At 44.2% G+C, this 24727-nt stretch carries 21 protein-coding genes and 2 tRNA genes; 16 read left to right on the forward strand and 7 right to left on the reverse strand.

Translation table 11 applies throughout. The features are described 5' to 3' along the window. Window positions 1–32 precede the first annotated feature (32 nt). The 3 genes from F597_RS0109445 to F597_RS22360 all read right to left on the reverse strand — a co-directional run bounded on the left by F597_RS0109445 (window position 33) and on the right by F597_RS22360 (window position 1547). Entirely contained in the window at window positions 33–581 is a 549-nt protein-coding gene (locus F597_RS0109445; protein ID WP_019539491.1) for an NADPH-dependent FMN reductase, read from the reverse strand. 174 nt (window positions 582–755) lie between these two features. After that, the gene (locus F597_RS0109450) at window positions 756–1193 is read right to left on the reverse strand and encodes a nucleoside deaminase (protein WP_019539492.1); all 438 of its coding nucleotides are present in this window, start codon (window positions 1191–1193) and stop codon (window positions 756–758) included. Window positions 1194–1322: 129 nt separating this feature from the next. Further along, window positions 1323–1547, reverse strand: coding sequence for a hypothetical protein (locus tag F597_RS22360; RefSeq protein WP_044060174.1), 225 nt, complete (start codon window positions 1545–1547; stop codon window positions 1323–1325). Window positions 1548–1714: 167 nt separating this feature from the next. On the opposite strand from F597_RS22360, the gene F597_RS0109465 reads away from it, so the two are divergent. The 9 genes from F597_RS0109465 (at window position 1715) to F597_RS0109510 (ending at window position 9258) form a co-directional block, all read left to right on the forward strand. Then, entirely contained in the window at window positions 1715–2077 is a 363-nt protein-coding gene (locus F597_RS0109465) for a YraN family protein (RefSeq protein WP_019539495.1), read from the forward strand. 69 nt (window positions 2078–2146) lie between these two features. After that, the gene (locus tag F597_RS0109470) at window positions 2147–2500 is read left to right on the forward strand and encodes an MmcQ/YjbR family DNA-binding protein (protein ID WP_019539496.1); all 354 of its coding nucleotides are present in this window, start codon (window positions 2147–2149) and stop codon (window positions 2498–2500) included. 249 nt (window positions 2501–2749) lie between these two features. Next, window positions 2750–3505, forward strand: a complete 756-nt coding sequence (locus F597_RS0109475; protein WP_019539497.1) for a biotin--[acetyl-CoA-carboxylase] ligase — start codon at window positions 2750–2752, stop codon at window positions 3503–3505. A 144-nt stretch (window positions 3506–3649) separates the two neighbouring features. Next, window positions 3650–4357 carry a UMP kinase gene (gene pyrH / locus F597_RS0109485; protein WP_044060175.1) on the forward strand — a complete coding sequence of 236 codons (708 nt, stop codon included), beginning with the start codon at window positions 3650–3652 and terminating at the stop codon, window positions 4355–4357. Between the two features lie 137 nt (window positions 4358–4494). After that, window positions 4495–5052 (forward strand): ribosome recycling factor, encoded by a 558-nt coding sequence (gene frr, locus F597_RS0109490; protein ID WP_019539500.1) that lies wholly within the window; start codon window positions 4495–4497, stop codon window positions 5050–5052. A 35-nt stretch (window positions 5053–5087) separates the two neighbouring features. Further along, window positions 5088–6014, forward strand: a complete 927-nt coding sequence (gene rsgA, locus F597_RS0109495) for a ribosome small subunit-dependent GTPase A (RefSeq protein WP_026327321.1) — start codon at window positions 5088–5090, stop codon at window positions 6012–6014. Next, complete coding sequence (cls, locus tag F597_RS0109500; RefSeq protein WP_019539502.1) at window positions 6011–7441, forward strand: cardiolipin synthase; 1431 nt, start codon at window positions 6011–6013, stop codon at window positions 7439–7441. Before rsgA ends, cls begins: the two co-directional genes overlap by 4 nt. 72 nt (window positions 7442–7513) lie before the next feature. After that, window positions 7514–8053: a shikimate kinase gene (locus tag F597_RS0109505; RefSeq protein ID WP_019539503.1), complete on the forward strand. Its 540-nt coding sequence runs from the start codon at window positions 7514–7516 to the stop codon at window positions 8051–8053. Further along, the gene (locus F597_RS0109510) at window positions 8050–9258 is read left to right on the forward strand and encodes an alanine dehydrogenase (protein ID WP_019539504.1); all 1209 of its coding nucleotides are present in this window, start codon (window positions 8050–8052) and stop codon (window positions 9256–9258) included. Before F597_RS0109505 ends, F597_RS0109510 begins: the two co-directional genes overlap by 4 nt. Before the next feature lie 67 nt (window positions 9259–9325). Here the strand turns inward: F597_RS0109510 and F597_RS0109515 are convergent, their stop codons facing one another. Both F597_RS0109515 and F597_RS0109520 read right to left on the reverse strand, forming a co-directional pair. Further along, window positions 9326–9922: a DUF4923 family protein gene (locus tag F597_RS0109515; protein WP_019539505.1), complete on the reverse strand. Its 597-nt coding sequence runs from the start codon at window positions 9920–9922 to the stop codon at window positions 9326–9328. Between the two features lie 266 nt (window positions 9923–10188). After that, window positions 10189–11574, reverse strand: coding sequence for an MATE family efflux transporter (locus tag F597_RS0109520; protein WP_019539506.1), 1386 nt, complete (start codon window positions 11572–11574; stop codon window positions 10189–10191). A gap of 268 nt (window positions 11575–11842) precedes the next feature. Here F597_RS0109520 and F597_RS0109525 point away from each other — a divergent pair, with 268 nt between their 5' ends. The 7 genes from F597_RS0109525 (at window position 11843) to F597_RS0109555 (ending at window position 24222) form a co-directional block, all read left to right on the forward strand. Next, on the forward strand, window positions 11843–13495 hold the full coding sequence (locus tag F597_RS0109525; RefSeq protein ID WP_019539507.1) for a DUF6377 domain-containing protein: 1653 nt from the start codon (window positions 11843–11845) through the stop codon (window positions 13493–13495). A 269-nt stretch (window positions 13496–13764) separates the two neighbouring features. Continuing rightward, window positions 13765–16752: a SusC/RagA family TonB-linked outer membrane protein gene (locus tag F597_RS0109530; protein WP_019539508.1), complete on the forward strand. Its 2988-nt coding sequence runs from the start codon at window positions 13765–13767 to the stop codon at window positions 16750–16752. Window positions 16753–16772: 20 nt separating this feature from the next. Further along, window positions 16773–18365: a RagB/SusD family nutrient uptake outer membrane protein gene (locus F597_RS0109535; RefSeq protein WP_245542018.1), complete on the forward strand. Its 1593-nt coding sequence runs from the start codon at window positions 16773–16775 to the stop codon at window positions 18363–18365. An 85-nt stretch (window positions 18366–18450) separates the two neighbouring features. Beyond that, complete coding sequence (locus F597_RS0109540) at window positions 18451–19602, forward strand: SusE domain-containing protein (RefSeq protein WP_026327326.1); 1152 nt, start codon at window positions 18451–18453, stop codon at window positions 19600–19602. 19 nt (window positions 19603–19621) lie between these two features. Beyond that, complete coding sequence (locus F597_RS0109545; RefSeq protein ID WP_169337971.1) at window positions 19622–20707, forward strand: starch-binding protein; 1086 nt, start codon at window positions 19622–19624, stop codon at window positions 20705–20707. 55 nt (window positions 20708–20762) lie between these two features. Next, a complete protein-coding gene (locus tag F597_RS0109550) occupies window positions 20763–22133 on the forward strand; it encodes an alpha-amylase family glycosyl hydrolase (protein ID WP_019539512.1) in 1371 nt (456 codons plus the stop codon). Window positions 22134–22200: 67 nt separating this feature from the next. Next, window positions 22201–24222 (forward strand): glycoside hydrolase family 97 protein, encoded by a 2022-nt coding sequence (locus F597_RS0109555; RefSeq protein WP_026327328.1) that lies wholly within the window; start codon window positions 22201–22203, stop codon window positions 24220–24222. Between the two features lie 166 nt (window positions 24223–24388). On the opposite strand, the gene F597_RS0109560 is transcribed toward F597_RS0109555, so the two are convergent. Together F597_RS0109560 and F597_RS0109565 are read right to left on the reverse strand one after the other, a co-directional pair. Beyond that, window positions 24389–24464: transfer RNA gene (locus F597_RS0109560), tRNA-Gly, on the reverse strand. A gap of 165 nt (window positions 24465–24629) precedes the next feature. Then, a tRNA-Tyr gene (locus F597_RS0109565) sits at window positions 24630–24712 on the reverse strand. Between the last annotated feature and the right edge of the window lie 15 nt (window positions 24713–24727).

Genomic DNA, 24727 nt, shown 5'->3' on the forward strand with positions numbered 1-24727 from the left:
AGGAGCGATTTTTTTTGAAGTATGAAGATATTTTAGAACTTATATACCCATTCGGCGAACGCATCTACCCAGCTTTTAAGGAATTTGCGGGTCTCCTCTTTCTTCAGGTTGTTCTGCTCGTCGAACAAATGCCAGGAATCCCCGATATATGCTTCCGGCTGCTGCATCGTATAAACGTTGAGGAATACCATAGATTGACGGAGTGTGTGGTTAGCCAATACGCCTCCCAATGCCCCTACAGAACTACTTGCCACTCCGGCGGGTTTACCTCCCCAATTGTTTTGTCCGTATGGCCTTGATCCTACATCAAGCGCATTTTTCAGTACTCCTGAAGTAGTTCGGTTATATTCGGGAGTAAAGAAGAGATATCCATCTGCTTCACCGATCTTCTTGCGGAATTCTACCCATTCTACGGGCGGATTCTCTTCGAGGTCTTCGTTGTAATGGGCCAACTGGCCTATCTCTACGATCTCTAACTCCAGAGACTCCGGAGCCAATCCGATCACTTCGTTTGCCAACTTTCTGTTGACTGATTCTTTTCGCAGGCTGCCTACCAGGACAGCTATTTTCTTTTTACTCATAACACCTGTTTTTTAGTTGATTTGCAGATTTATACATAAAAATTTCTGTATTAGTATTAACGCTTTTTCCATGGCTTTTGTTTGATAGTAAATATTGATAGGCTATCGGTCTCGGTTTCGGAATAACAGCAGAGAGAAGCAGTAAAAAATCTGTTGTCAGGATTAGCCTTTAAATTATTTCCTGAAGCGGGCGAAAAAAAGTTTCATCAGATCAGCACAATCATCGGCCAGAATACCGGAAGTAACGGTTGTTCTGGGATGGAGCAGGTAAGGAGAAATCTGTGAGTAACCCCGTTTTTCATCCGACGCCCCATACACTATACGTGATATCTGCGCCCATCGCAGTGCGCCGGCGCACATCGGACAAGGTTCTACCGTCACATAGAGGGTACAATCAGTCAGATACTTTCCTCCCAGCACATTGGCGGCGGCAGTAATTGCCTGCATCTCGGCATGAGCTGTTACATCATTCAAAGTTTCTGTCAGATTATGTGCACGGGTAATGATGCGGTCGTTCGCCACGACTATTGCACCTACAGGAACCTCTTCGTTTTCGAAAGCCTTGTGCGCTTCCCGCAAGGCCTGCTGCATAAAATATTGATCGTCTAACATTACTTGTAAATTGCTAATTACCAATTACTAATTACTAATCGGAAGTCCAAGAAGTTGAGAAGTCAAGGATATTGAATCTTGAATCTGAAATCAACAAATCATCACATTACCAAATCATCATATCAAAATTCATCTCCTCATTTCATTCTCTTCGAACAGCGTAGGATAATCCTGCTCCATATTTTTCAGCACATGGTTGAGAACAGTTTCACGAAACCACCGGGAACGGTTGGTGATCTTGTACTTCTTCAGATAAAAATGGATCATGCTGTATTCCTCATCGCTGAGCATGAATACAGCCTTTTTCGTGCGAGGCTTTATCTTTCCCTGCGGTTTGTATTGCTTTGTTCTCATCAAATATCCATTGAAATTTCTGCTTCATAGAAAACGGAAAGATTCAACAAAAATATCCGCTTTCCCTTTGCAGATGCAAAAAAACAAAATATTTTCGCCAAAAAGAAGAGTTTACGGTGTAAATTTGTATTTTTACGAAGTTTATAAGTTGTATTGTCAAAAAAGAGATGGCCGAACACAATGAGTTGGGAAGGAAAGGTGAAGAAGTGGCAATAGCCTGTCTTAAAAAGAAGGGACACCGTATTGTGGAGCGAAACTGGTCTTTTTCCGGTTACGAAATCGATATAGTATCGGAACATGAAGAATTTATCGTGTTTGTAGAGGTGAAAACCCGTACTTCGGCTGAGTGGGGCGATCCGGTCGATGCCGTCACTGAACAGCGCATGCGACGTATGATAAGGGCTGCCAGTCACTATCTGAAAATAAACCATATCGATAAACCGGCTCGCTTTGATATTATTGCCGTAATAGGAAATGAACGGTATTTCGAACTGGAGCATATTGAAGATGCGTTTTTACCCTTTTTGTAAAACATAGCTTTGGAAGGATATAGTGAGGCTGAACAATTTTAATTTTATAAAACGGCAATCAAACAGGGTATGAATATCGAGGAACTTTTTGATTATTGTCAGTCTATTCAGGGAGCGGAGGCAACTACTCCCTTTGATGAGGAAACCATTGTTATGAAAGTGATGGGGAAGATGTTTGCGTTGATACCTACGGATGCAGACAGGTTCAGTATCAGTCTCAAATGTGATCCGGGAAAAGCTATTGTATTGCGAGAAAAGTATGTATGCGTAGAAGGAGCCTATCATATGAACAAAACCTATTGGAATACTATTTATTTAAACGGGGATATGCCCGATGATGAACTCAAGGTATGGATCGATCATTCTGTAGAGGAGGTTATAAAGAAATTGCCCAAAAAACAGCAACAGCAATATTTTCGTTAAGCAATACGGGCAGAAGGCAAGCTTGCTTGAATGTTTTCGATAAGCGAACACAGGGGAAAAACAAGTTTTTACTATGTTGAGCGTAGAACTATTTCGTTAAGTGAGAGCAGAGTAAATTTATTTACTTTGCCGAACGCAGAATTGAAAATCGAGGAGCGGAGGCGACTCAATTAACAATCGAGGAGCGAAGGCGACTCAAAATATCTAACTAGCGAAGGCGACTCAAAATATCTAACTATAGTGAATATTATGGAACAATTAAGTAAAGAGCGCCGGATAATCCGGTTGGAAGCGACGGAATCGACAAACCTCTATTTAAAGCAACTCCTCAGGGAGGAACACTTGGAAGAGGGTTCAATGGTTATAGCCGATTTTCAGACCGTCGGGCGGGGACAGATGGGGAATTCCTGGTTTTCTTCGAAAGGCGAAAATCTGCTATTCAGCCTTCTTATCTATCCCCGGGATGTACGGGCCAATGAACAGTTCATTATTTCCCGTATCGCATCATTAGCTGTCAAAAATACGCTTGACCGGTTTACGGACGATATTCGCATCAAATGGCCAAACGATATCTACTGGAAAGAGCAGAAAATAGCAGGAATACTGATAGAGAACGATATAGAAGAGAAACATATTACAAATTCTGTGATTGGGATCGGTATCAATGTTAATCAGAAACTGTTTCCGCCTGATCTCCCCAATCCTGTTTCTCTCCGGCAGATTACCGGCTCAATACAAGACCGGGACTATATCCTCGACATTTTTCAGAGGGAATTTTTCTTACTCTATCGTGATTTTCAGAAGGGTGACATCAAAGCTATTGAAGACGAGTATATGCTCGATCTCTACCGCGCAAACGGTTATTATTGGTATGAAGATGAAAACGGGCGCTTTATGGCCGAGATCGATGAAGTGCTTCCTTCCGGTCATCTGGTGCTGAAAACAATGGATACCGAGGAGGTGCGAACGTACGCGTTCAAAGAGGTTACTTTTGTAGATGAATGAATGTGAAAAGGTGGAAAAGGTGGAAAAGGTGGAAAAGTGGGAAGGTGGGAGGTGGGAAGGTCTCCTTCCGGTTCTAAGTTCTGACTTCTCCACTTCTTCACTCCCAACTTCTAATTTCTAATTTCAAACTTCTTTAATATAAATATGCAATTTAATAGGATTTTACTCAAGCTCAGCGGGGAGTCGCTGATGGGCGATAAACAGTACGGGATTGATGAAAAACGTCTGCAGGAATATGCCGAACAGATACATGAGGTGGCGCAGACAGGGGTACAAATAGGTATCGTGATTGGTGGAGGGAATATTTTCCGGGGATTGAGTGGCGCTACCAAAGGGTTCGACCGGGTAAAGGGCGACCAGATGGGGATGTTGGCTACTGTGATCAACAGTCTTGCGCTGAGTTCGGCGCTCATCGCTGTTGGACAGAAAAATCGTGTTTTCACTGCAGTCCGTATGGAACCCGTAGGTGAACTTTATTCCAAATGGAAAGCCATTGAATCGTTGGAAAGAGGGGAGATAGCGATCCTTGCCGCCGGTACCGGAAATCCTTTCTTTACGACCGATACTGCTTCTGCGCTTCGGGGAATTGAGATTGAGGCTGACGCCATGTTCAAGGGTACACGGGTCGACGGTGTCTATACGGCCGATCCGGAGAAAGATCCTACCGCTACTAAATTCCAGACAATCACTTTCGATGAAGTCTACAGCCGTGGCCTTAAAGTAATGGATCTGACCGCTACCACCCTGTGTAAGGAGAATAATCTTCCTATTGTCGTGTTTGATATGGACAGTTACGGTAACCTGAAAAAAGTGATCGAAGGCGAAGATATCGGAACATTAGTGCATGTCTAGTCCGGCGCTTTGATAGTGCCAATATCACTGTTTACTGTTTGTCAGGCTATGTATCTGCTGAAAATAGGAGATGATTAGAATTTTTTCACTATTTTTGCCCAAAACTTGAAGTCAACTAAATTTATTGAAAGATACATATGGAAACAACGACAATCAGAAAAGAAGCCGAAGAAAAGATGCAGATGACCATCGAATTCCTGGATGAAACATTCTCACGTATTCGTGCAGGCCGTGCCAATGCCCGTATTCTGGATGGCATACGTGTGGAATATTATGGTAGTCTTGTTCCGTTGTCGAATGTGGCAACGGTGACTACTCCTGATGCAAAGACCATTATGGTGCAGCCCTGGGAAAAAGCGATGTTGAAAGTAGTGGAAAAAGCCATTCTGGACTCTGACGTGGGTATCACACCCGAAAATAACGGAGAGGTAATCCGTTTAGGTATACCGCCGCTTACGGAAGAACGTCGCCGACAACTGGTAAAGCAAACCAAACAAGAGGCAGAGGAGGCAAAGATCAGTATCCGCAATGCACGCCGTGAGGGGATCGATGAAGTGAAGAAGGCTGTCAAAGAAGGTTTGGCTGAGGATATAGGAAAAGACAGCGAGAACGAATTACAGAAACTTCATGATAAATATATCAAGAAAGTGGATGAGATGTTCGCTGAAAAAGAGAAGGAGATACTTACCGTTTAATGGCAAGAGGAGGTGATGAAAGCAATGGGATAGGGTTGCAGGGACTGGTCGTCAGGAATACCGGGAATGCCTATTTGGTGCGTGATGATAACGGCAACGATATCATTGGCATAGCAAAAGGAAACCTGAGACTCAAAGGGATCAGGAGTACAAGTCCTATTGTAGTGGGCGACCGGGTCTTTATGGCTCTGAATCCCGACGGTACCGCTTTTATCACAGATATAGCCGAACGGAGAAATTATATCGTCCGCAAAGCTTCCAATCTGTCTAAACACGCACATATATTGGCAGCCAATATAGATCTGTCATTTCTTTGCATCACAGTGAGTTATCCCGAAACGACTCCCGTCTTTGTCGATCGTTTCCTGACTACTGCCGAAGCCTATTCGGTGCCTGTTTGTCTTATTTTCAATAAGATAGATTTGTATGATGACGAGGAAAATGAATACCTGAATGCATTGATACATCTTTATTCTTCGATCGGTTACCAGTGTTTGAAAACCTCGACAGTAACCGGCGAAGGGAAAGACCAGTTAGAGGCGCTTGCCGAAGGGAAAATTGTTTTACTGGCAGGACACTCGGGAGTAGGGAAATCGAGTATCGTCAATCTGTTAGTGGGGTATAAGGCACAGAAAGTGAGGGAGATATCCGATTACCATCATAAAGGGATGCATACCACTACTTTCTCGGAGATGATCGAATTGAAGAACGGAGGGTTCCTGATCGATACTCCGGGTATTAAAGGATTCGGCACAATCGATATGAGCCGGGCCGAGGTATCACACTATTTCCCTGAGATATTCAAAATCTCGAAAAACTGCAAATATAGCAACTGTCTGCATCTCAATGAACCTGGCTGTGCAGTGCTGGAAGCGGTGAAAAAACATTATATCAGTGAAAGCCGCTATAACTCATACCTGAATATACTGGAAGACATCGAGGAAGGAAAATACCGGCTATGACTATACAACTGAACAGTGCTTTGCTCCTGATTATTGAGATACTCTACCTGCTCACTGTGGTAAGTATCGTTGTGGTGGTAATCTCCGAGAACCGGAATCCCATCAAAACGGTGGCATGGATACTGGCAGTGGTTTTTCTGCCCTTCATCGGTATTATCTGGTACGCCTTTTTCGGACAGGATGCCACAAAGAAACAAGTGATCTCCCGGCGGATGTACAGTAAGCTGAAGAAACGTCCGCTCGATGGGATGGAGACTGTGGTGGAACACACTTTTCCCGTAGAGTATACCAATCTTATCAACCTGCTTCAGAATATGGATTATACCCCTTTGCTGGGGGGGAATGATGTGACTTTATTCACTAGTGGGCAGGAAAAGTTTGAGCATCTCTTTGCCGATATCGAAAAGGCCGAGAAGCATATCCATATAGAGTATTATGTGTTGCTTGACGACGAACTGGGGCTGAAGCTACAGCAGTCACTTATCCGAAAAGCGAAAGAAGGGTTGGAGATACGTATTATCTACGACAGTTTCGGATCACGGAAAGCAAAGAAGAAATTTTTTGAAGATTTCCGCAAAGCGGGAATCGAAACCGAGCCTTTTTTAAGGTTAAGCCTTTCGGCACTTACTTCAAGGCTTAATTACCGTACACATCGTAAGATAGTTGTTATCGACGGGTGGATAGGCTATGTGGGGGGAATGAACGTTGCTGACCGTTACCTGAAAGGATTCGACTGGGGATGCTGGCGCGATACCCATGCCCGGATCGAAGGTAAGGGAGTACAGGGACTGCAGTCGGTCTTTCTGATCGACTGGTATTTTGTGTCACAAACACTGATCACTTCACGCGACTATTTTCCCATATTGGGAAATTATGGAGAATGTCCCATGCAGATAGTGAACAGTGGCCCTCTGAGTGGAGAGAACGAGATCTCTCACGGGATTATGCAGGCTATTTATGATGCCCGTGAATCGATCTTTATCCAGACACCCTATTTCCTGCCTCCCGACGCGATGGCCGACGCATTACAGGCGGCTGCCATCAGAGGAGTTGACGTGAGGATTATGATGTCCAAACGATCCGATATGGTACTGGCACAAAGAGCTTCTTACTCCTATATCAAGGATATGTTGAAGGCCGGAGTGAAAGTATATATGTATCACAAAGGATTCCTGCATTCTAAGATGATGGTATTTGACGGTTCACTTACTTTGGTCGGATCAGCCAATTTCGACTCACGCAGCTTCGAGCAGAATTTTGAAGTAGAGGCTTTTATCTATGATAAAAAATTAGGTATGCGGGCAGATAGTATTTTTGTGGAAGATCAGCGCTTTTCAGAGTCGGTTTCCATGAGGGAATGGTCTAAACGGACTGTATCGAAGCGATTTGTAGACTCCTTTATGCGTCTATTTGCGCCTTTGCTGTAGGGATTTGGGAAGTGGGAAAGACAATTGACAATTACTTATTTATTCAACTTAGAAATTAGAAAACAAGAGAGAATGGAACGAATTTTTATTATAGGCTATATGGGTTCCGGCAAAACCACCATAGGGAAGCGGCTGGCCAGGTTACTTTCACTCTCGTTTGTCGATCTCGATGCCTATATCGAGAATAAGTATCGAAAGACTGTTCCGGCTCTTTTTGCGGAAAAAGGAGAAGAAGGTTTCCGGAAGATAGAGAACCAGTCGCTCCGGGAGGTCGCTGAGTTTGAAGATGTAGTGATTTCCACGGGAGGAGGAACACCCTGTTTTTTTGATAATATGGAGATAATGAATCGTGCCGGTCTCACCATTTATCTTGAGGCTCACCCCGAAGATCTTGCCAATCATCTGCTGGTGTCGAAAACCGTGCGGCCACTCATTACCGGAAAGTCGAGAGAAGAGCTTATTCCTTTTATTACGGAGCATTTGGCCCGCAGGGAATGTCATTACCGGAAAGCGCAGATCGTTTATCCTATAGACCGCATGATCACAAAGGATGAGATACATTTGACGGTACATGGAATTAAAGAACAATTAGAAAGGAGGAACGCAGAATGATATACGATTCCCATAGAAGCACTTCGTTTGTCGTGCGTGAATTGCTGCAAAAGGTAGAAAAGCAGAGAGCATCCTTAGTGATCGGGATTCCCCGGGAAGACCAGAAACATGAAAAACGGGTGCCGTTGACACCGGAAACCGTATCATTGCTGGTTGAATCGGGCTACAGGGTGCTACTTGAAGCCGGGACAGGAATGACCATCAATTATACCGACAGCTATTATGCCGAATCGGGTGCAGAGATAGTCGAGACTCCTGAAGAGGTTTTCCAGGCCGACCTGATCCTGAAGATATTACCTCCTACATTGGAAGAAGTGAGTATGATGCGGCCACGTGCTACTGTTTTTTCGTTTCTCCATATCCATAAATTATCTCTTTCTTTGTTGGAGTTGATGTCTGAGAAGAAGATCAACGCGCTGGCTTATGAACTTTTGTACGACAATACGGGCATCTCTCCGTTTGTGACTTCCATATCCGAGATCGAAGGTACTTATTCCATTACTCTGGCGGCAGAACTCTTAAGCAATGCCCACGGTGGAAAAGGCATTTTATTGGGAGGTATCCCTGGCATATCACCTACCGAGGTGGTCGTTATCGGTGCAGGGGTAGCAGGTACTATGGCTGCCCGCGCGGCGTTGGCCATGGGAGCATCGGTAAAGGTGTTCGACAACGACATCATGAAGCTGCGCACTATTCGTCATGAACTGGGCAATTTAGTATTTACTTCCACGCTCCAGCCCAATGTGTTGAGGAACGTGTTTCGTTCTGCCGATGTGGTAATCGGTGCCATGCAATATATCAATAAAACTCATTTTTACCGCATTTCCAATGACCTGATCAGGGAGATGAAGCAGGGGGCTGTTATCATCGATGTGCGGATGGCACAGGGAGGATGCTTCGAAACCACCATGGAAGCCTGCCTGCCCGGCCATCCGGTGGTTTTTGAGAAATTCGGTGTGTTGCATTTCTGTGAGATGAGTCTTAGTTCGCGTGTAGCCCGTACCGCTTCCATCGCCTTGAGCAATATCTTCGTGTCGATGTTCTCCGCCATGGCCGACTGTGGCGGGATCGACCATTTTGCCCGGTTCGACCGCGGATTTGCCGGCGGTTTCTATCTTTACGCCGGCAAAATGGTCAACCGGTATGTAGGCAACCACTTCAATATTCCCGTAACCGATATCGGACTGTTTCTACCGGGGTATTGAAATATTTCATTCACTATTGATATTGCCAACAGCGAAGTCATATTGTTTACTGGATGTTCGGGAGGATTTATTGTTTTTGCAGGTCGAATCCGAGTTGAACGCCGTCGTATGTGTCGGTAATCGCCGTGATGGCTTTCAGCGTGCTGTTATTGGTCGCGGAACTGACGACTTTCAGTAATTTCAGTAAGTTATCGGCGTCAAAAAGCAGTTTTAAGTGATTGTCCGATTTCGCAACCGAAGCGTTTATTTTGCCTACGCCTTTTAAATAGGTGAGGGTAACGGTGTTGGATGATTCGTCGAGCGTATAGTCCCCGTTTAGTTTTGCTTTTCCCAGAATGGCCGAATAGGTTTTGTCAGCGTTAAAGGTAAATTCACCAGCACCTTCCCTGATTCCCAGTTTGGTGAGGTATTCGTCGAACTGTTTTTCTACCTGACCGGCGGCAACCGCTCCTCCCGCCTGTTTCAAGATATTGGTGCTCTCGAAATTGCAGGCTGCTCCCTGATAAGTCCATCTACCGGTGATATCCCCAACCCCCGTTTTGGATTCTACTACTTTGTTCAGGACGTTATTTAATATCGATTTGGAATTCGATTGTGCCTGGGATTGGAAAAAAGAGAGGCATCCCACTGTGATGCACAAGATTACTGTTCTTACATATTTCATTTTTTCTATTGTTTAATTGATTTTGTACGGTAAATATACTCTTTTTTTAATTGTTGATGAGTTTTTTATCAATCTTCCACCGCGACGGGGATTTTATCCTCACTTCGAAATTAATCGCACTGCCATAGTGCAAAAATGTGGAAATATTGCACTGTGTGAGTGCAAATGTATCTGGATGTGATCCCCTTATGGCAATTTGGATTGACTTACTGAATATTCAACTGGAGAGGAAAAATAATCCCCCGCCAAGATCGATATGAAATAAACTACTTTCCCGAAACGGGTTCGGCAGACAACCTTTTCTGCAGTATCAGATACCAGGTGAACAGGATGATCCCTTTAAATATGGAAGTGATAGACAGCGCCCACCATACGCCGGTCACACCCATGCGGGTGCCCAATATCATGGCAATCGGGATACGCAATGTGTTGAACACAATGCTGATGATGGCGGGTGGGGTAGTCCTGCCCAGGCCGTTGAACATACCCTGGGTGGTGATCTCCAGCATCATAAAAACCTGAGAGATCCCTATGATCAACAGATACTCGCCCCCGGCTTCGTATGCCGCTTTTTCGGGTACGAAAACCGAGAAGATCCCTTCTCCGTATAACACAAATGCCAGGGTTACTGCAATTCCCAATGCTCCCATCATCATCAAAGTGTAACGAAAAGCCCTGTTGGCACGGTTTATCTTGTGAGCGGCAAAATTCTGCGCCACAAAACTCCCCAGGGCGGTGGAAAATCCGGTGGAGGTATTCCAGGTGATTCCCTCGATCTGTCCGCCGGTGGTCTGGCTGGTGATACCCAGATGTCCCCCATATAGTGACGCTATGCGAGCGAGATTCATATTGATAAATGCGAAATAGGTATTCATGGCGGCCACTGGCAGTCCTAATTTCAGGATATTCAGGGTGTATCTTTTGCGGGGGCGGATCAGGAATGGGAATTTCCCCAACAATCCGTTCTTCTTTTTCAGGTGCCGGACGAACAATAGGAGTACTACGCTCTGAGACAGGATAGTAGCCAGTGCTGCGCCTTTGACACCCATAGCAGGAACAGGTCCTGCCCCGAAGATCAGAAGCGGGTCCAGCACAATATTTAAAGCAAGGCCGGTGGCGTTGAAATAAAAGGGAATATCACTCCGTCCGGAACCGATATAAATGCCGGAGAAGTTGAGGATCAGAAACATGATCGGAATCCCTAAGGTGATGATCTGCAGGTATCCGGTCGCTTCCACCGCAATCTCCTGTTCCAGTTTATAAAAGGATATATACGGTTGGGGAAAAAGAAAGAAGAATATGCCGAAAGCAAGTCCCAATAGTATGGCGATGGTGGTAGTATGCGAAGCATAGAGCGACGCCTGGTCTAATCGCCGGGCGCCGATGGATTGCCCGATGGAGATCTCGGCACTCACCTTGGAAATAAGCGCCACCGAATTCATCATCCACATGAGCATCCCGACGGAGCCTACTGCTGCGACCGACTGGCTGCCCAACCGTCCTATCCAGATGATATCCACCAGATTGTAGGCCATCTGGATAAAACTGATCGCCATCAACGGGAGGGCTAACGTGAGCAACTGCCGGAAAATGCCTCCCCGGGTAAGATCGCGCACTGCAGATGTTTGTAAAGATTGAGATTCCACCGGCAACCCTCTTTATTAAAAAAGGAAGTAACCTTTGACGTTACTCCCTCAGATTTCTTTTTTCGGGTTCAAAAGTAGTTATCATTTTCAATATGTGCAAATGTTTGACCTCTTATTTGTTTACCCTTTGCATGAATGATGTTGTCTGTTTTTCAGGATCACTTATAAACAATAACCGCTGTTTTGCCTTATAATTTCATACTTTTTCGAACATATTTTGTATATTTGCATAGTTTAGTGTACATTATTTCCTTCGCAAAAAGATGATTTTTCCATGAAATTTTTGGCATCTGTTTTTTTAATGCTATTCATCCTGAATCCAACCGGGTTTTTTGCTGCGAATAATCCAAATCTGGATTCTTTATTGATAGAAATTGATAATGCAATAAAGAACCAGAATTCCTATATAGGACAAAAAGAAAATTACATACAAAAAATCAAGTCTCAACTGGGGTATTCCGGACAAACACCCGAAAGCCGGTATATCATATATACCCAGCTTGTGAATGAGTATAAAGCTTTCCAATCCGACTCTTTGAAAAAATATTCAACAGAAAGATTGTTGACTGCCGAGACCATAAATAATTATTCCTGGATCGTCGACAGCAAAATAAATTTAGCTCTGGTGGAAGCCCAGAAAGGTCTTTTTCAGGAAGCCATTGATATTTTAGATAATATGGACAGGCACCTGCTTACCAGACAACAATTGATAGATTATTACAAAGCCGGCTCAGATACTTACATATACTGGTTGGAATATCTTGACGGATTAGATAATTCCTCATTGATTGAGAAAAGGCAGGCTGCACAGGATTCGCTGATAGAGATACTTCCGATAGATTCCTATGATTATGCTGTACATTTCGGTACGAAATATATTGAACGGGGTGAGTTCGATAAAGCTGAAATTGTGTTGCAATCGATTTTTTCAAAATTAACACCCGATAACCGCGACTATGCCGTGCTTACCTCTTTGCTGGCTTATCTGCATGAACGGAAGGGAGATATTGAGAAACAGAAAGAATTCCTGGCACTTTCTGCATTATCCGATATACGCGGAGCGATCCTGGAAAATACTTCTTTACGAACGTTAGCCTTGTTGTTGTTCAATGAGAATGAGATACAGAGAGCAAACAGGTATATAAAGAAAAGCATGGAAGATGCAAACTTTTACAATGCCCGCCTTCGTAACCTGCAAACCGCCAGAATACTGCCTATTATTGATAATGCTTATCAACAGGACCGCATAAGGCAACAAAAGAAACTTACCAATCTTTTAATCACAATCAGTATCCTTTCTTTCATTTTACTGGTTACGATTTTTTTTGTCATACGCCAGATGCGGAAACTGGCCAGAGCCCAGAAAAAGATACTGGAGATCAATGCGCGTCTGAATGAATTGAATATGGAGTTGAAAAACGCGAATGAACAACAGCATCTCACCAACAAGTCATTGGCTGAAGCAAACCACATAAAGGAAAATTTTATCAGTAACTTTTTGGAGATATGTACCGAATACATAGGGAAACTTGAAAAGTTTAAGCAGTCTGTCCATATCAAATTGAAAGTGGGCCAAACGAACGATATATTGAGAATGACAAGTTCCACGGCCGATTCTACCAAAGAGCTAAAAGAACTATATGAGAATTTTGATAAAGCGTTCCTGAATATTTATCCCGATTTTGTAGAAGAGTTTAATAAATTATTACGCCCTGAAGAACGGTATACCATTTATGATAATAATACTTTAAATCAGGAATTGCGCATCTTTGCACTAATACGCCTGGGTATTAACGACAGTAATAAAATGGCTGTTTTTCTTCATTACAGTTTACGTACTATTTATAATTACCGCAGCAAAGTAAAATCAAAAGCTTTGAACCAAAAAGAGGACTTTGAAGAAAAAGTAAGACAACTTTGTAGTTAAAAATAACACACCTTAGGACAACCGGATTTACTTAACGTCTGATAATGCCTTTGTTTTCTTATTGATTATCATTATATTATAAAAAATCAATGTAAAAAAAGTTACATTGGGGTTACCTTGTATTGGAAGAGGGTATTGACCGGGATACCTTTGTACAGATTCAACACGTTTTCTTTTACGATTTACGTATTTGATTCCATGAACGTTTTCGTTTGAATTCTGCCATGGCGGGATTTAATAAACCATTTTCATTTACTAAAAATTAAGGCATGCAAAAACAAATGAAGTTTAACATCATGAACAGAACATTTTTTCTCTTAGGATTTCTGTTCCTTTTATCTGTAAACGCTTTTTCCCAGCAACAGACAATAAATGGTACCGTAACGGACGAAGCCGGTGAAGCGATTATCGGTGCGAATGTTACGGTAAAAGGGACTACAAACGGGACAATTACAGACTTCAATGGGGCTTTTACCCTCACGAATGTACCGATTGGCTCCACTCTCCTGTTTTCCTATATCGGATACATTACCCGGGAAGTTGAATTTACAGGAACCAGCCCGATTCACGTTGTAATGCAGGAGAATATCGAACTGCTCGGCGAAGTGGTTGTTATCGGCTACGGAGCTGTTAAAAAGGACGATTTAACAGGTTCGGTAGCGGTTATTCAGCCCGACCTGGAAGGACGTGGCTTGTCGCCGAATCCACAGGATATGCTTGTCGGTAAGATCCCCGGCGTACAAATCGTTTCAAGCGGCGGATCGCCGAGTGGGGGAGCAACTATCCGTATCCGCGGCGGATCTTCCTTGTCGGCAAACAACGACCCGTTGATTGTGGTAGACGGAATTCCCCTGGCTGGCGGGCCAGGCGGAGTCGGTAACATGTTGAGTACTATCAACCCGACCGATATTGAAACATTTACCGTATTAAAAGATGCTTCGGCAACCGCTATTTACGGTTCACGCGCTTCGAACGGTGTTATTTTGATTACAACCAGGAAAGGCGTGAGCGGTAAGGTTCGTTTTAATTACGATGCGAATGTATCCGTCAGCCAACGCAGAAAAGGAGTGGATGTGCTTACCGGTGATGAATTCCGGAGTTTTATACAGGAAACATTTGCCGGATTATCGAACGAAGCCGAAGTGGTCGGAAAGCTCGGAACAGCCAATACCGACTGGCAGGACGCTATTTTCAGAACGGGTTACAATACGGAACACAACCTGAGCGCTTTTGGTTCTTATAAGGAGATGATGCCGTATAGGGCTTCTTTCGGTTATACCAACCTGAACGGTATTTTGAAAACATCGAATATGGAACGCTTCACCGGAAGTATCTCATTGAATCCCCAATTGCTCGATAAACATTTGTCCGTCAACCTGAACGCCAGGGGGATGTATATTAAGAACCGTTTTGCCGACCAGGGTGCGATCGGAGCAGCCATAGCCATGGATCCGACACAGCCTGTTTATGATGAGAACAGTCCTTATGGCGGTTATTGGTCATGGATCGGCAATGATGGGAAAATATTGGGTGTTTCCACGAAAAATCCGGTTTCGCTCCTCGAAATGCGTCATGATACTTCTAAAGGGTACCAATTCGTAGGAAATGCGCAGGTAGATTATAAACTCCATTTCTTCCCGAAGATCAATTTCAACCTGAACCTCGGGATGGATTATTCCAACACGAACGGTGAAAATGCTACTCCGCATAATGCACCGGCCGAAGCAAATGCCGGCGGATACCAAAATAATTGGGAAAACAAACGGAATAATTCGTTGCTTGATTTCTACGGGCAGTATAAAACCGATATGGACTTCCTGGAAAGTAACCTCGATATAATGGGCGGATACTCCTGGCAGCATTTCTGGTGGGAAAACAACAACCTGGCGATCCGCACGGCTCCCGAAAGATATGGGGAAGTGATCGAAGACAATGCTCCTTTTGCTGAAGAGTATTACCTGCTTTCATTTTTCGGCCGACTGAATTGGAACGTTTATAATAAGTACCTGTTCACATTTACGGTTCGTCAGGACGGTTCTTCACGTTTTAACAAGGACAATCGTTGGGGATTGTTCCCCGCTGCGGCATTTGCCTGGAGACTCAATGAAGAAGATTTCATGAGAGATTTCACCAATCTTTCGAACCTGAAACTTCGTCTGGGATGGGGGCTTACCGGCCAGCAGGATATCGGTTATACCTATCCAGCCATACGTGTTTATCAGAATAGTGTCGGGGAGGCGGCCAATTATTACCGTGACGGAGAATGGGTAACGCTCATCAAACCTTTGTCGTACAATGCGGACCTGAAATGGGAAACGACAACCACCTGGAATGCAGGTATCGACTACGGCTTCTTCAACAACCGTGTCAACGGTACAATTGATGTGTATCGTCGTGAAACACGGGATCTACTGAATCGTGAAGTAAAGGTTGCAGCAGGAAGTAATTTCAGTGAGTATGTAGTAGCAAATATAGGTACGTTGGAAAATATAGGTACTGAATTTTCACTCAATGTGGTACCGATAGCCACCAGGGACTGGAATTGGGAAGCGGGATTCAACTTTGCTTATAATAAGAATGAGATTACTGCACTGACTTACAACGACCAATCTGCCATGAACCGTTTCGGAAATACCGGTGGCGACGGAGGATTTAATCTCTTGGCGCATGCAGTGGGACATCCGCACTCGATGTACTATGTGTATGAACAGGTCTATGACGAAGCCGGAAAACCGATTGAAGGAATGTATGTGGACCGGAACAATGACGGACAGATCAATGAAGAAGATCTGTATCTGTATCACAAATTTACCCCGGACTGGACATTGGGTTTCAACACCAAACTGAATTGGAAAAGCTGGGATTTGTCCATCGCGTCGCATGGAAGTATCGGGAATTATAATTATAATGCGATAGCGGCCAATAATGCGGAACTCGCCCCGGCGCGTGTGTATGCCAACGAGTTTTTAAGTAACCGCCATGCTTCGGCGTTCGATACCAATTTCCAGTACAAACGCGTACTATCGGATTATTACATACAGAATGCGTCGTTTTTCAGGATTGATAATATAACATTGGGTTATTCTTTCAACGAAATTTTAGGCCATAAGGCCAAAACACGTTTGTCGCTGGCAGTACAAAATCCATTTGTTTTTACGAAATATCAGGGGCTTGATCCCGAAGTCTTCGGGGGTGTGGACAACAACTTTTATCCGCGTCCCGTCACAATTTTATTCGGCCTCAATGTTAACTTTTAAATAAAACAAAAATGAAGAAAATGAATAAAATAACAATACTTTGCGCCATGGCGCTGATGATCGGTTTCTCCTCCTGCCTGAATGATCTCGATACGATCCCGCCGGGAGGAAAGGAAACTACAGCCGAGGAAGCATGGAACGATGTAACTACCTACAATAAATTTGTCGCTAAAATTTATGCATCTTTTGCGCTTTCGGGAAACCAGGGCCCCAACGGTTATGACGATATTGTGAGCGACGACCAGGGTGAAGCCACTTTCCTCCGCTCCTACTGGAACCTGCAGCAGCTTACGACCGACGAAGCGGTTTGCGCCTGGTCGGATGACGGGCTCAACGGGCTGACCTTCTGTCAGTGGACTTCAAGCAATCGTTTTTGTGAATTGACCTACAACCGGATCCTGATAACCATTGCCTTTTGCAACGAGTTTTTGCGGGAAACGGAAGTCGAATTGCTGAATTCCCGTGGTGTGGACGAAGCATTGAAAACCAAAATAGAGGAATACAGGGCCGAAGTAAGGGCCGTACGTGCCATAAAGTATTATCTTTTAATGGATCTGTTTGCGAATGTGCCTTTCCTGACGGAAGAGGAGGGAGTTGGCGCTTTCCTGCCCGAACAAAGAGGACGTGACTTCTTTTTCCCGTGGATTGAAAGCGAACTGAAAGCATGCGAAGACAAATTGCCGGTAAAAAACACTTTAAACTACGGCAAAGTAAATAACGGGACAATCTGGATGGTACTGGCCAAAATGTATTTAAATGCCGAAGTATATATCGGACAAGCCAGGTACAACGAAGCGTTGACTTACCTGAATAAAATAATGGACGAAGGCTATTCGCTGGATACCAGATACAGTTATATGTTCGGTGCAGACAACCATTTGTCGCCGGAAATTATTTTCCCTGTTGTTTTCGATGGTAAGAAGGCAACCACCTATGGAGGTACCACCTACTTAATGGCGGCAGCCTGGGGATCGGATATGGAGCCGGGCAGCAATTTCGGTTTAGGACAGTCATGGTCGGGACTCCGTGCCAAAGAAACTTTAAGTACATTGTTTGAGGGGAATGATGCCCGTGCTATGTTCTGGACCGATAAAAGAACGCAGGAAACAAACGTATTGAACGACTTTAATTATGGATATTCTGTCATCAAATTTACCAATGTCAAACGCAGTGATCCGTTGAATGTGCCGGTTGAGGAGCGTGAATTCGGATCGGACAACCAATTCCCCGATACCGATTTTCCCATGTATCGCTTGGCGGATGCTTATTTGATGTATGCCGAAGCGGTACTTCGCGGAGGTTCGGGTGGAGACCGGGCGACTGCCTTGAATTATGTGAATGAAATTCGTGAAAGAGCTGGTGTTTCGCAGATCACCGATAGTCAACTTACGCTGGATTTCATTTTAGAAGAACGGGCGCGTGAATTATACTGGGAAGGACATCGTCGTACCGATCTGATCCGTTTTGACCGTTTTACCGCAAATTATGCATGGCCGTGGAAAAACGGAGTGTACAGTGGTACTGCGGCACTTGACGATATTTACAAGATATTCCCGATTCCGGCAGCCGAACTGGTCGCTAACCCTAATATCAAGCAAAATCCCGGATATTGATTTTTCCGGCAGAGAATCGCTTTGTAGAAAGTACATATCTATGAATAATATGGTCAAAGAAAAACAAAACAAAATTAGATATCATATGAAACAACTTATATATTGGAGCCTGTTGTTATTGCCGATTATTTTATTCAGTTGCAGTGACGATGAGAAAGCTCCCGTGCTAACCGATATAGAAGCAAGTAAATTGAATTGGCTGCCTTCTAACATGATTGAACTGGAGTTGCCGGAGAAAGGTGTCAATCCGTTGGTATTCACGGTTACGTGGACCGAGACCTTTTTCTATATGGACGGAAGTAAACAAGCCATGCCTGCAGGTCCGCTCAGCTATGACCTGCAAATAGATACAGAAGGAAATGAATTTGCGGGTGCAAAAACACTTGCTTCTACTTCGCGGCTTTTTACCGATATCTTTACCGCAGATCTTAATACGTTACTGTTAAGGGAGTTTGAGGTAGAACCAGGTCAGGCAGTGAATTATGAAATGAGAATACGTACGACTTACGGAGAGGGGAATACTTCCCAAACTGTCAATTCTTCCAACTCGCTCCCGATAACGATCACGACCTACACACCACCGGGAAATATAGAACCGATTTATATCATCGGCGATATGCAAGGTTGGAACAATAGTAGCAAGGAGTTTATGATGTATCGTAACAGCAGTGCATCGGATGATTATGTATACACTTATACCGGACTGATCAAAGCCAATACCTACTTCAAATTCTGTCCTGAAAGTTCATTGGGTTCATTCGATAATATGTATTGTGCGGGTGCCAACGGCGTATTGGAACAGGGAGATCTGGGCGCATTCTATATTGAGAATGAGGGCTATTACACGCTTACAATCGATATTGGCGCTATGACCTGGTCTATAGAAGAATATGATGCAAGCGCCGCACTTACCTGGCAGATACTGAATTTTGTGGGAGCATTCTCCGAGTGGGGAGCCGTAAACGAGCCGAATATGGTATCGTCAGGCTATGATCCCCATCAGTGGAGCCTGGATATCAATCTGAATACCATTGAATATGGAGTGAAATTCCGTGCAAACAATAGTTGGGACAATAGATGGTGTCCGAAAGTGCCGACCGACAGTCCTTATGGTATAGCCGAATTCAACCCGACGGCGCACGACAATAACATTGATATTTCCAATCAGGGTACAGGCAATTATCATGTTCGTTTCAATGACCTGACAGGACATTATATTGTAATGATTCAAGAATAACAGTAAAATGAATATAATCATGAGAAATAGTAAATATATGTTCGGTTTAATTTGTCTTTCCCTTATTTTATTTGCATGTGAAGACAACTATGAACGCACTCCCGGCGGCGAAACCGTATCGACAAATCCGGTTTTGAACGCGTTGTCGGAAAATGAATTTACCATTGAGGCGCCCAAAGATGACGTAGACGGACAATTCCTGTTCCGTACGTCCTGGTCACGCCCGCGTATTTCGTATGAGAATGGTCTGCCGGTTGAAGTTGAAAATATGAGATACACTCTTCAGGCAGGTATTTTAAGTCAGAACTTTGCCAAAGAGGTAGTCGTTGCGGAGACGGACGAGCTTTTCGCCGATATTTTTTCCGGGAAACTATACAATGCCATCGAACAACTGATTGATGGGGATTTTGATGAAACGCAAAACATAGAACTCCGGGTTGTTGCCGATTACGATGGAAATACCGAAAAACTGATCTCCAATTCGGTGATCCTGGTCGTATCAAAAGCAGCATCCTGGGAACCGGTGGAAGTCACTCTCAGGTTTAAACAGGCTGCCGGCGATTGGGAAGAGTTTGCCGTATATGCCTGGGGGGCTGAAGAAGCTTATGGCGGTTGGCCCGGGAAAAAATTAGAGGCGAATGGAGAAGGCTGGTATTCATTTACCGTGCCTGTCAGCAGGCCGATCAATCTGATTATAAATAACAATGGAGGCGGAAAACAGTTTGATTTCATAAGTGATCCGACCGGAGATGCCTGTTATGAGTTCAATACCGAAGATAATTCATTTACAGCCGTAGACTGTCCCTCATTGCCGATAACGATCCGGTGGAAATATATAGGAACAGACTGGACCTCGTTCGGTATTTACGCCTGGGGAGGCAGTCCGCTTGCCGATACCTTCGGTGGATGGCCCGGCACAATGATAGAGCCCGATGCCGAAGGATGGTGCAGCGTAACAGTACCCGCCGGACAAACTGTTGGAAATGTAATATTCAACAACGGCAGTGGTGGCGAGGGAAATCAGTTTGATGTTACCATGCAGATAACCGATGATATCTGTTTTGAAATAACATCCGGTTCATTTACAGTTGTCGATTGTAATTAATTATGGAAGGTCGTATGAGATGTAAGTCGATAGTATAAAGAATAAAATTTATCTTATGAATAAAATATCATTATTAATATACCTTCTGTTTGCCTTATTGTTCATAACTTCCTGCAATGATGACGGGCCTGATACTCCGGATCAGACAGGGGAGACCGAAACATTCTATGGGGAAGCGTTCGGTAAAATGCCCGCGTTGGACGAAGTTATAATGTATCAGGCCAATCCACGGGTTTTTGCCCAGAGCAACTCATTGAAAGCCATTACAGCTCGTCTGGACAATATCCGGTCATTGGGCACCAATGTGCTTTGGCTGATGCCGGTGAATGAGCAGGGAAAAGAGAAAGCTTTCGGATCACCTTATTGTATCAGGGATTACAGAACGATAGAGCCTGAATACGGTACGTTGGAGGATTTGCGGGAGTTGGTAGAAGAAGCGCATAAAAGGGAAATGGCCGTGATCATGGACTGGGTTGCCAATCATACTTCATGGGATCATGATTGGTTGAAAGACCATAAAGAGTGGTACACGCAGGACCCGAATGGAAATGTCGGCCCCCCGGCAGGAACTAACTGGAACGATGTGGTTGATTTAAACTACAATAACCGGAAGATGCGTGAAGAGATGATAGAATCAATGAAGTATTGGATACGCGAAGCCAATATCGATGGCTTCCGGTGCGATGCGGCGGACTGGGTGCCGGGTGACTTCTGGAGGGATGCGGTTTACCAGTTGAAGAATTTACAGCCCGGACGGGAAGTATTGATGCTGGCGGAAGGCACTGATCCTAAGAATCTCCAGGCCGGTTTTGATCTGGATTATGGCTGGAACTTTTGTGATGTGCTCGAAGGCGTTTACAACAACGGCAAAAGTATCTCCGAACTCTATACATCGCATTTGAATGAGTACGGACGGATCCCGGCAGGAAAGCAGAAGTTGCGCTTCATAACCAATCATGACCGCGCTTCAGAGAACAGCCCGGTAAAAATGTTCAAAAGCCAGGAAGGTGCAGTTTCGGCCTATGTTATCTCCACTATGTTAGGCGGTGTCCCGTTAATATACGGTTCACAGGAAGTAGGGTATCCTTCTGAAATAAACTTTTTCCGGTATGTGAACATTGACTGGAGCGATAATCCAGACATCTATCGGGAATACCAAAAGATAATGGAGGTTTACCAATCAACAGAAGCATTCAAAAATGGAGGCCTTATTACTTTTGAAAACCCGGATGTCGTTTGCTTTACCCGATCGACCGGAAATGAAGAGGTACTGGTCATTGTCAACGTAAGGAATTCGAATGTTTCCTACACCCTGCCGGAAACATTTGTCGGCGAAAACCGTACCAACATGATGAATGATGCTCCTTTTACAGTAACCGGAACAATTGAATTGGCTCCTTACCAGTATTATATTTTAAAGAAATGAGATTGAGAACTCTTCACTAAAGTCAGGCCTTTTCTGCTCACTGATCTTTCGAACACATAAACCAGATATGAGTATAATAACGATTAATTACCCGAAGAAAATAATTTATTCTATAATTTTTTATCTTGCAATAGGATTGTCTGCTTGTACAGGTGGATTTAAAGATACAGTCATGTCTCCCGATGGAAAAATAAAGATACAGGTAAGTTCGGAAGACGGACAGATCTATTATGCTGTAAGCAAATCCGACAAGCCAATTCTAAACAGATCGTTACTGGGATTTGTGTTGCAGGACAGTGATCTTTATAAAGGGCTTACAATCACAGATGTTACTTTTGATTCATTCAACGAAACGTGGGAACAGGTCTGGGGTGAGGAACGATTTGTGACCAACCACTACAACGAGATGAAGCTTTCCATACAGGAAGCTGGCGGAATGTCCCGCCGGTTTGATCTCCTGTTCCGTGTATTCAATGATGGATTCGGGTTCAGGTACGAGTTTCCCGAACAGGAAAATCTGAACGACTTTGTGATTATGGACGAATTGACCGAATTTGCCCTGGCCGGTAATCATACAACATGGTCGATCCCTTATGATATTGAAGCGTATGAAGGTTTATACAGGCCATCTTCGATCAATGCTTTAGATACAGTTTGTACTCCACTTACAATGGAAACTTCCGATGGATTGTTTTTAGCGATCCATGAAGCCAATCTTACGGATTATGCAGCGATGAACCTGCATCCCCGGAACGACGGTACCACATTAAAATGCTATCTCACCCCGTGGTCTACCGGTGAGAAGGTTTTTATGAAGGCACCTCACGTTACCCCCTGGAGAACCATGATCATTGCCGATAACGAGGCCGGTTTGTTATTGTCGCGTTTAATGCTGAATCTGAACGAACCCAACAGGATAGAAGATACTTCGTGGATACAACCCGGACGATATATTGGTATCTGGTGGGGGATGCACATGAAAGAGTATACCTGGGAAACGGGACCAAAGCATGGCGCCACTACTGCGAATACCAAACGTTATATTGATTTTGCTTCGAAACACGGATTCGACGGCGTATTGGTCGAGGGTTGGAACAAAGGTTGGGAAGATTGGAGGAGTTTCAGTTTCACCGAATCATATCCCGATTTCGATATGGTAGAGGTGACCCGTTACGGAGCCGAGAAAGGCGTAAAACTGATCGGGCATCATGAAACGGGCGGCTGGGTCTCCAATTACGAACCGCAGATGGAGGAAGCTTTCACTTTATACCGGGACCATGGAGTAAATGCAGTGAAAACCGGATATGTAGGTACATTATTGGACGGCAAGGAAATGCACAGCGGGCAATTTGCTGTAAACCATTATCGTAAAGTAATTGAAACAGCGGTAAAATACCGGCTTATGATCGATAATCATGAGCCGGTAATGCCGACGGGCTTGCAGCGTACCTATCCGAATTTGATGACAATGGAAGGCGTCAGAGGGCAGGAATGGGATGCGTGGTCGAACGATGGGGGAAATCCGCCGGAGCATACTACTATCATTCCATTTACACGCGGACTGGCAGGACCAATGGATTTTACGCCGGGAACATTTAATTTCACAAATAAAGCCATGCCCGGAACACGGGTACAAACAACATTGGCAAAGCAGTTGGCCCTGTTTGTCGTATTGTTCAGTCCGTTACAGATGGCATCGGACATGATTGAAAATTACGAAGCAAACCCGGCCCCTTTCGAATTCATCACACAATGTCCTGCAAATTGGTCTGAAACCGTTGTCGCGGAAGCGAAAATCGGTGAGTATGTAACCATTGCCCGAAAAGACCGTAATAGTGAGAATTGGTTTGCAGGAAGTATTACCGCTGAGAATGCGCGCGAAATGTTCATGCAACTGGATTTTTTGGATAAAGGAGTTACCTACAAAGCCAGGATATTTAAAGATGGCAAAGGTGCACACTATGAAACGGATCCTTATACTCTCAATATTGAGGAAATTGAAGTTACAGCCGACTCGGTACTGGTTATTAAGCAGGCTCCTGGTGGAGGAACCGCCATCATATTTACTAAAAAAGATGACTTACAATAGACATTAAGCTTGTTACGGAATAAGGAAAAATAGAACTGCCCCCAAAAAGTTGGATAAAAACTTTTTGGGGGCAGTTCTATTTGTGATTCACTCTCTTAGGCTCTGCTTTTAGATAAGAGAAAGAGGAGATTTTCCGGTGTACCGGAATAAATTCCCCTCTCCTCTTTGGAGCGGAAGACGGGGCTCAAACCCGCGACCCTCAGCTTGGAAGGCTAATGCTCTATCAACTGAGCTACTTCCGCGATTTAATTGACAATTGACAGTGGATAATTGACAATTAAATTGGGACTCTATCATTGTCCATTGTCAATTTTCTATTACTCATTTTCAAGATTTAATTGTCCATTTTCAATTCATCGGGTGTTCCCTTCATTGTCAATTTTCAATTGTCCATTGTCAATTTAAAGTGGGCAGTGATGGATTCGAACCACCGAAGGCGTAAGCCAGCTGAGTTACAGTCAGCCCCATTTGGCCACTCTGGTAACTGCCCTTTGCGGGTGCAAAG

Source organism: Proteiniphilum acetatigenes DSM 18083 (genome assembly GCF_000380985.1).
Lineage (GTDB): Bacteria > Bacteroidota > Bacteroidia > Bacteroidales > Dysgonomonadaceae > Proteiniphilum > Proteiniphilum acetatigenes.

Excerpts from the sequence above, each read along its gene's own strand:
- F597_RS0109445 (WP_019539491.1), bottom strand. The coding sequence starts at position 581 with ATGAGTAAAAAGAAAATAGCTGTCCTGGTAGGCAGCCTGCGAAAAGAA.
- F597_RS0109450 (WP_019539492.1), bottom strand. The coding sequence starts at position 1,193 with ATGTTAGACGATCAATATTTTATGCAGCAGGCCTTGCGGGAAGCGCAC.
- F597_RS22360 (WP_044060174.1), bottom strand. The coding sequence starts at position 1,547 with ATGAGAACAAAGCAATACAAACCGCAGGGAAAGATAAAGCCTCGCACG.
- F597_RS0109465 (WP_019539495.1), top strand. The coding sequence starts at position 1,715 with ATGGCCGAACACAATGAGTTGGGAAGGAAAGGTGAAGAAGTGGCAATA.
- F597_RS0109470 (WP_019539496.1), top strand. The coding sequence starts at position 2,147 with ATGAATATCGAGGAACTTTTTGATTATTGTCAGTCTATTCAGGGAGCG.
- F597_RS0109475 (WP_019539497.1), top strand. The coding sequence starts at position 2,750 with ATGGAACAATTAAGTAAAGAGCGCCGGATAATCCGGTTGGAAGCGACG.
- pyrH (WP_044060175.1), top strand. The coding sequence starts at position 3,650 with ATGCAATTTAATAGGATTTTACTCAAGCTCAGCGGGGAGTCGCTGATG.
- frr (WP_019539500.1), top strand. The coding sequence starts at position 4,495 with ATGGAAACAACGACAATCAGAAAAGAAGCCGAAGAAAAGATGCAGATG.
- cls (WP_019539502.1), top strand. The coding sequence starts at position 6,011 with ATGACTATACAACTGAACAGTGCTTTGCTCCTGATTATTGAGATACTC.
- F597_RS0109505 (WP_019539503.1), top strand. The coding sequence starts at position 7,514 with ATGGAACGAATTTTTATTATAGGCTATATGGGTTCCGGCAAAACCACC.
- F597_RS0109510 (WP_019539504.1), top strand. The coding sequence starts at position 8,050 with ATGATATACGATTCCCATAGAAGCACTTCGTTTGTCGTGCGTGAATTG.
- F597_RS0109515 (WP_019539505.1), bottom strand. The coding sequence starts at position 9,922 with ATGAAATATGTAAGAACAGTAATCTTGTGCATCACAGTGGGATGCCTC.
- F597_RS0109525 (WP_019539507.1), top strand. The coding sequence starts at position 11,843 with ATGAAATTTTTGGCATCTGTTTTTTTAATGCTATTCATCCTGAATCCA.
- F597_RS0109530 (WP_019539508.1), top strand. The coding sequence starts at position 13,765 with ATGCAAAAACAAATGAAGTTTAACATCATGAACAGAACATTTTTTCTC.
- F597_RS0109535 (WP_245542018.1), top strand. The coding sequence starts at position 16,773 with ATGAATAAAATAACAATACTTTGCGCCATGGCGCTGATGATCGGTTTC.
- F597_RS0109540 (WP_026327326.1), top strand. The coding sequence starts at position 18,451 with ATGAAACAACTTATATATTGGAGCCTGTTGTTATTGCCGATTATTTTA.
- F597_RS0109545 (WP_169337971.1), top strand. The coding sequence starts at position 19,622 with ATGAGAAATAGTAAATATATGTTCGGTTTAATTTGTCTTTCCCTTATT.
- F597_RS0109550 (WP_019539512.1), top strand. The coding sequence starts at position 20,763 with ATGAATAAAATATCATTATTAATATACCTTCTGTTTGCCTTATTGTTC.
- F597_RS0109555 (WP_026327328.1), top strand. The coding sequence starts at position 22,201 with ATGAGTATAATAACGATTAATTACCCGAAGAAAATAATTTATTCTATA.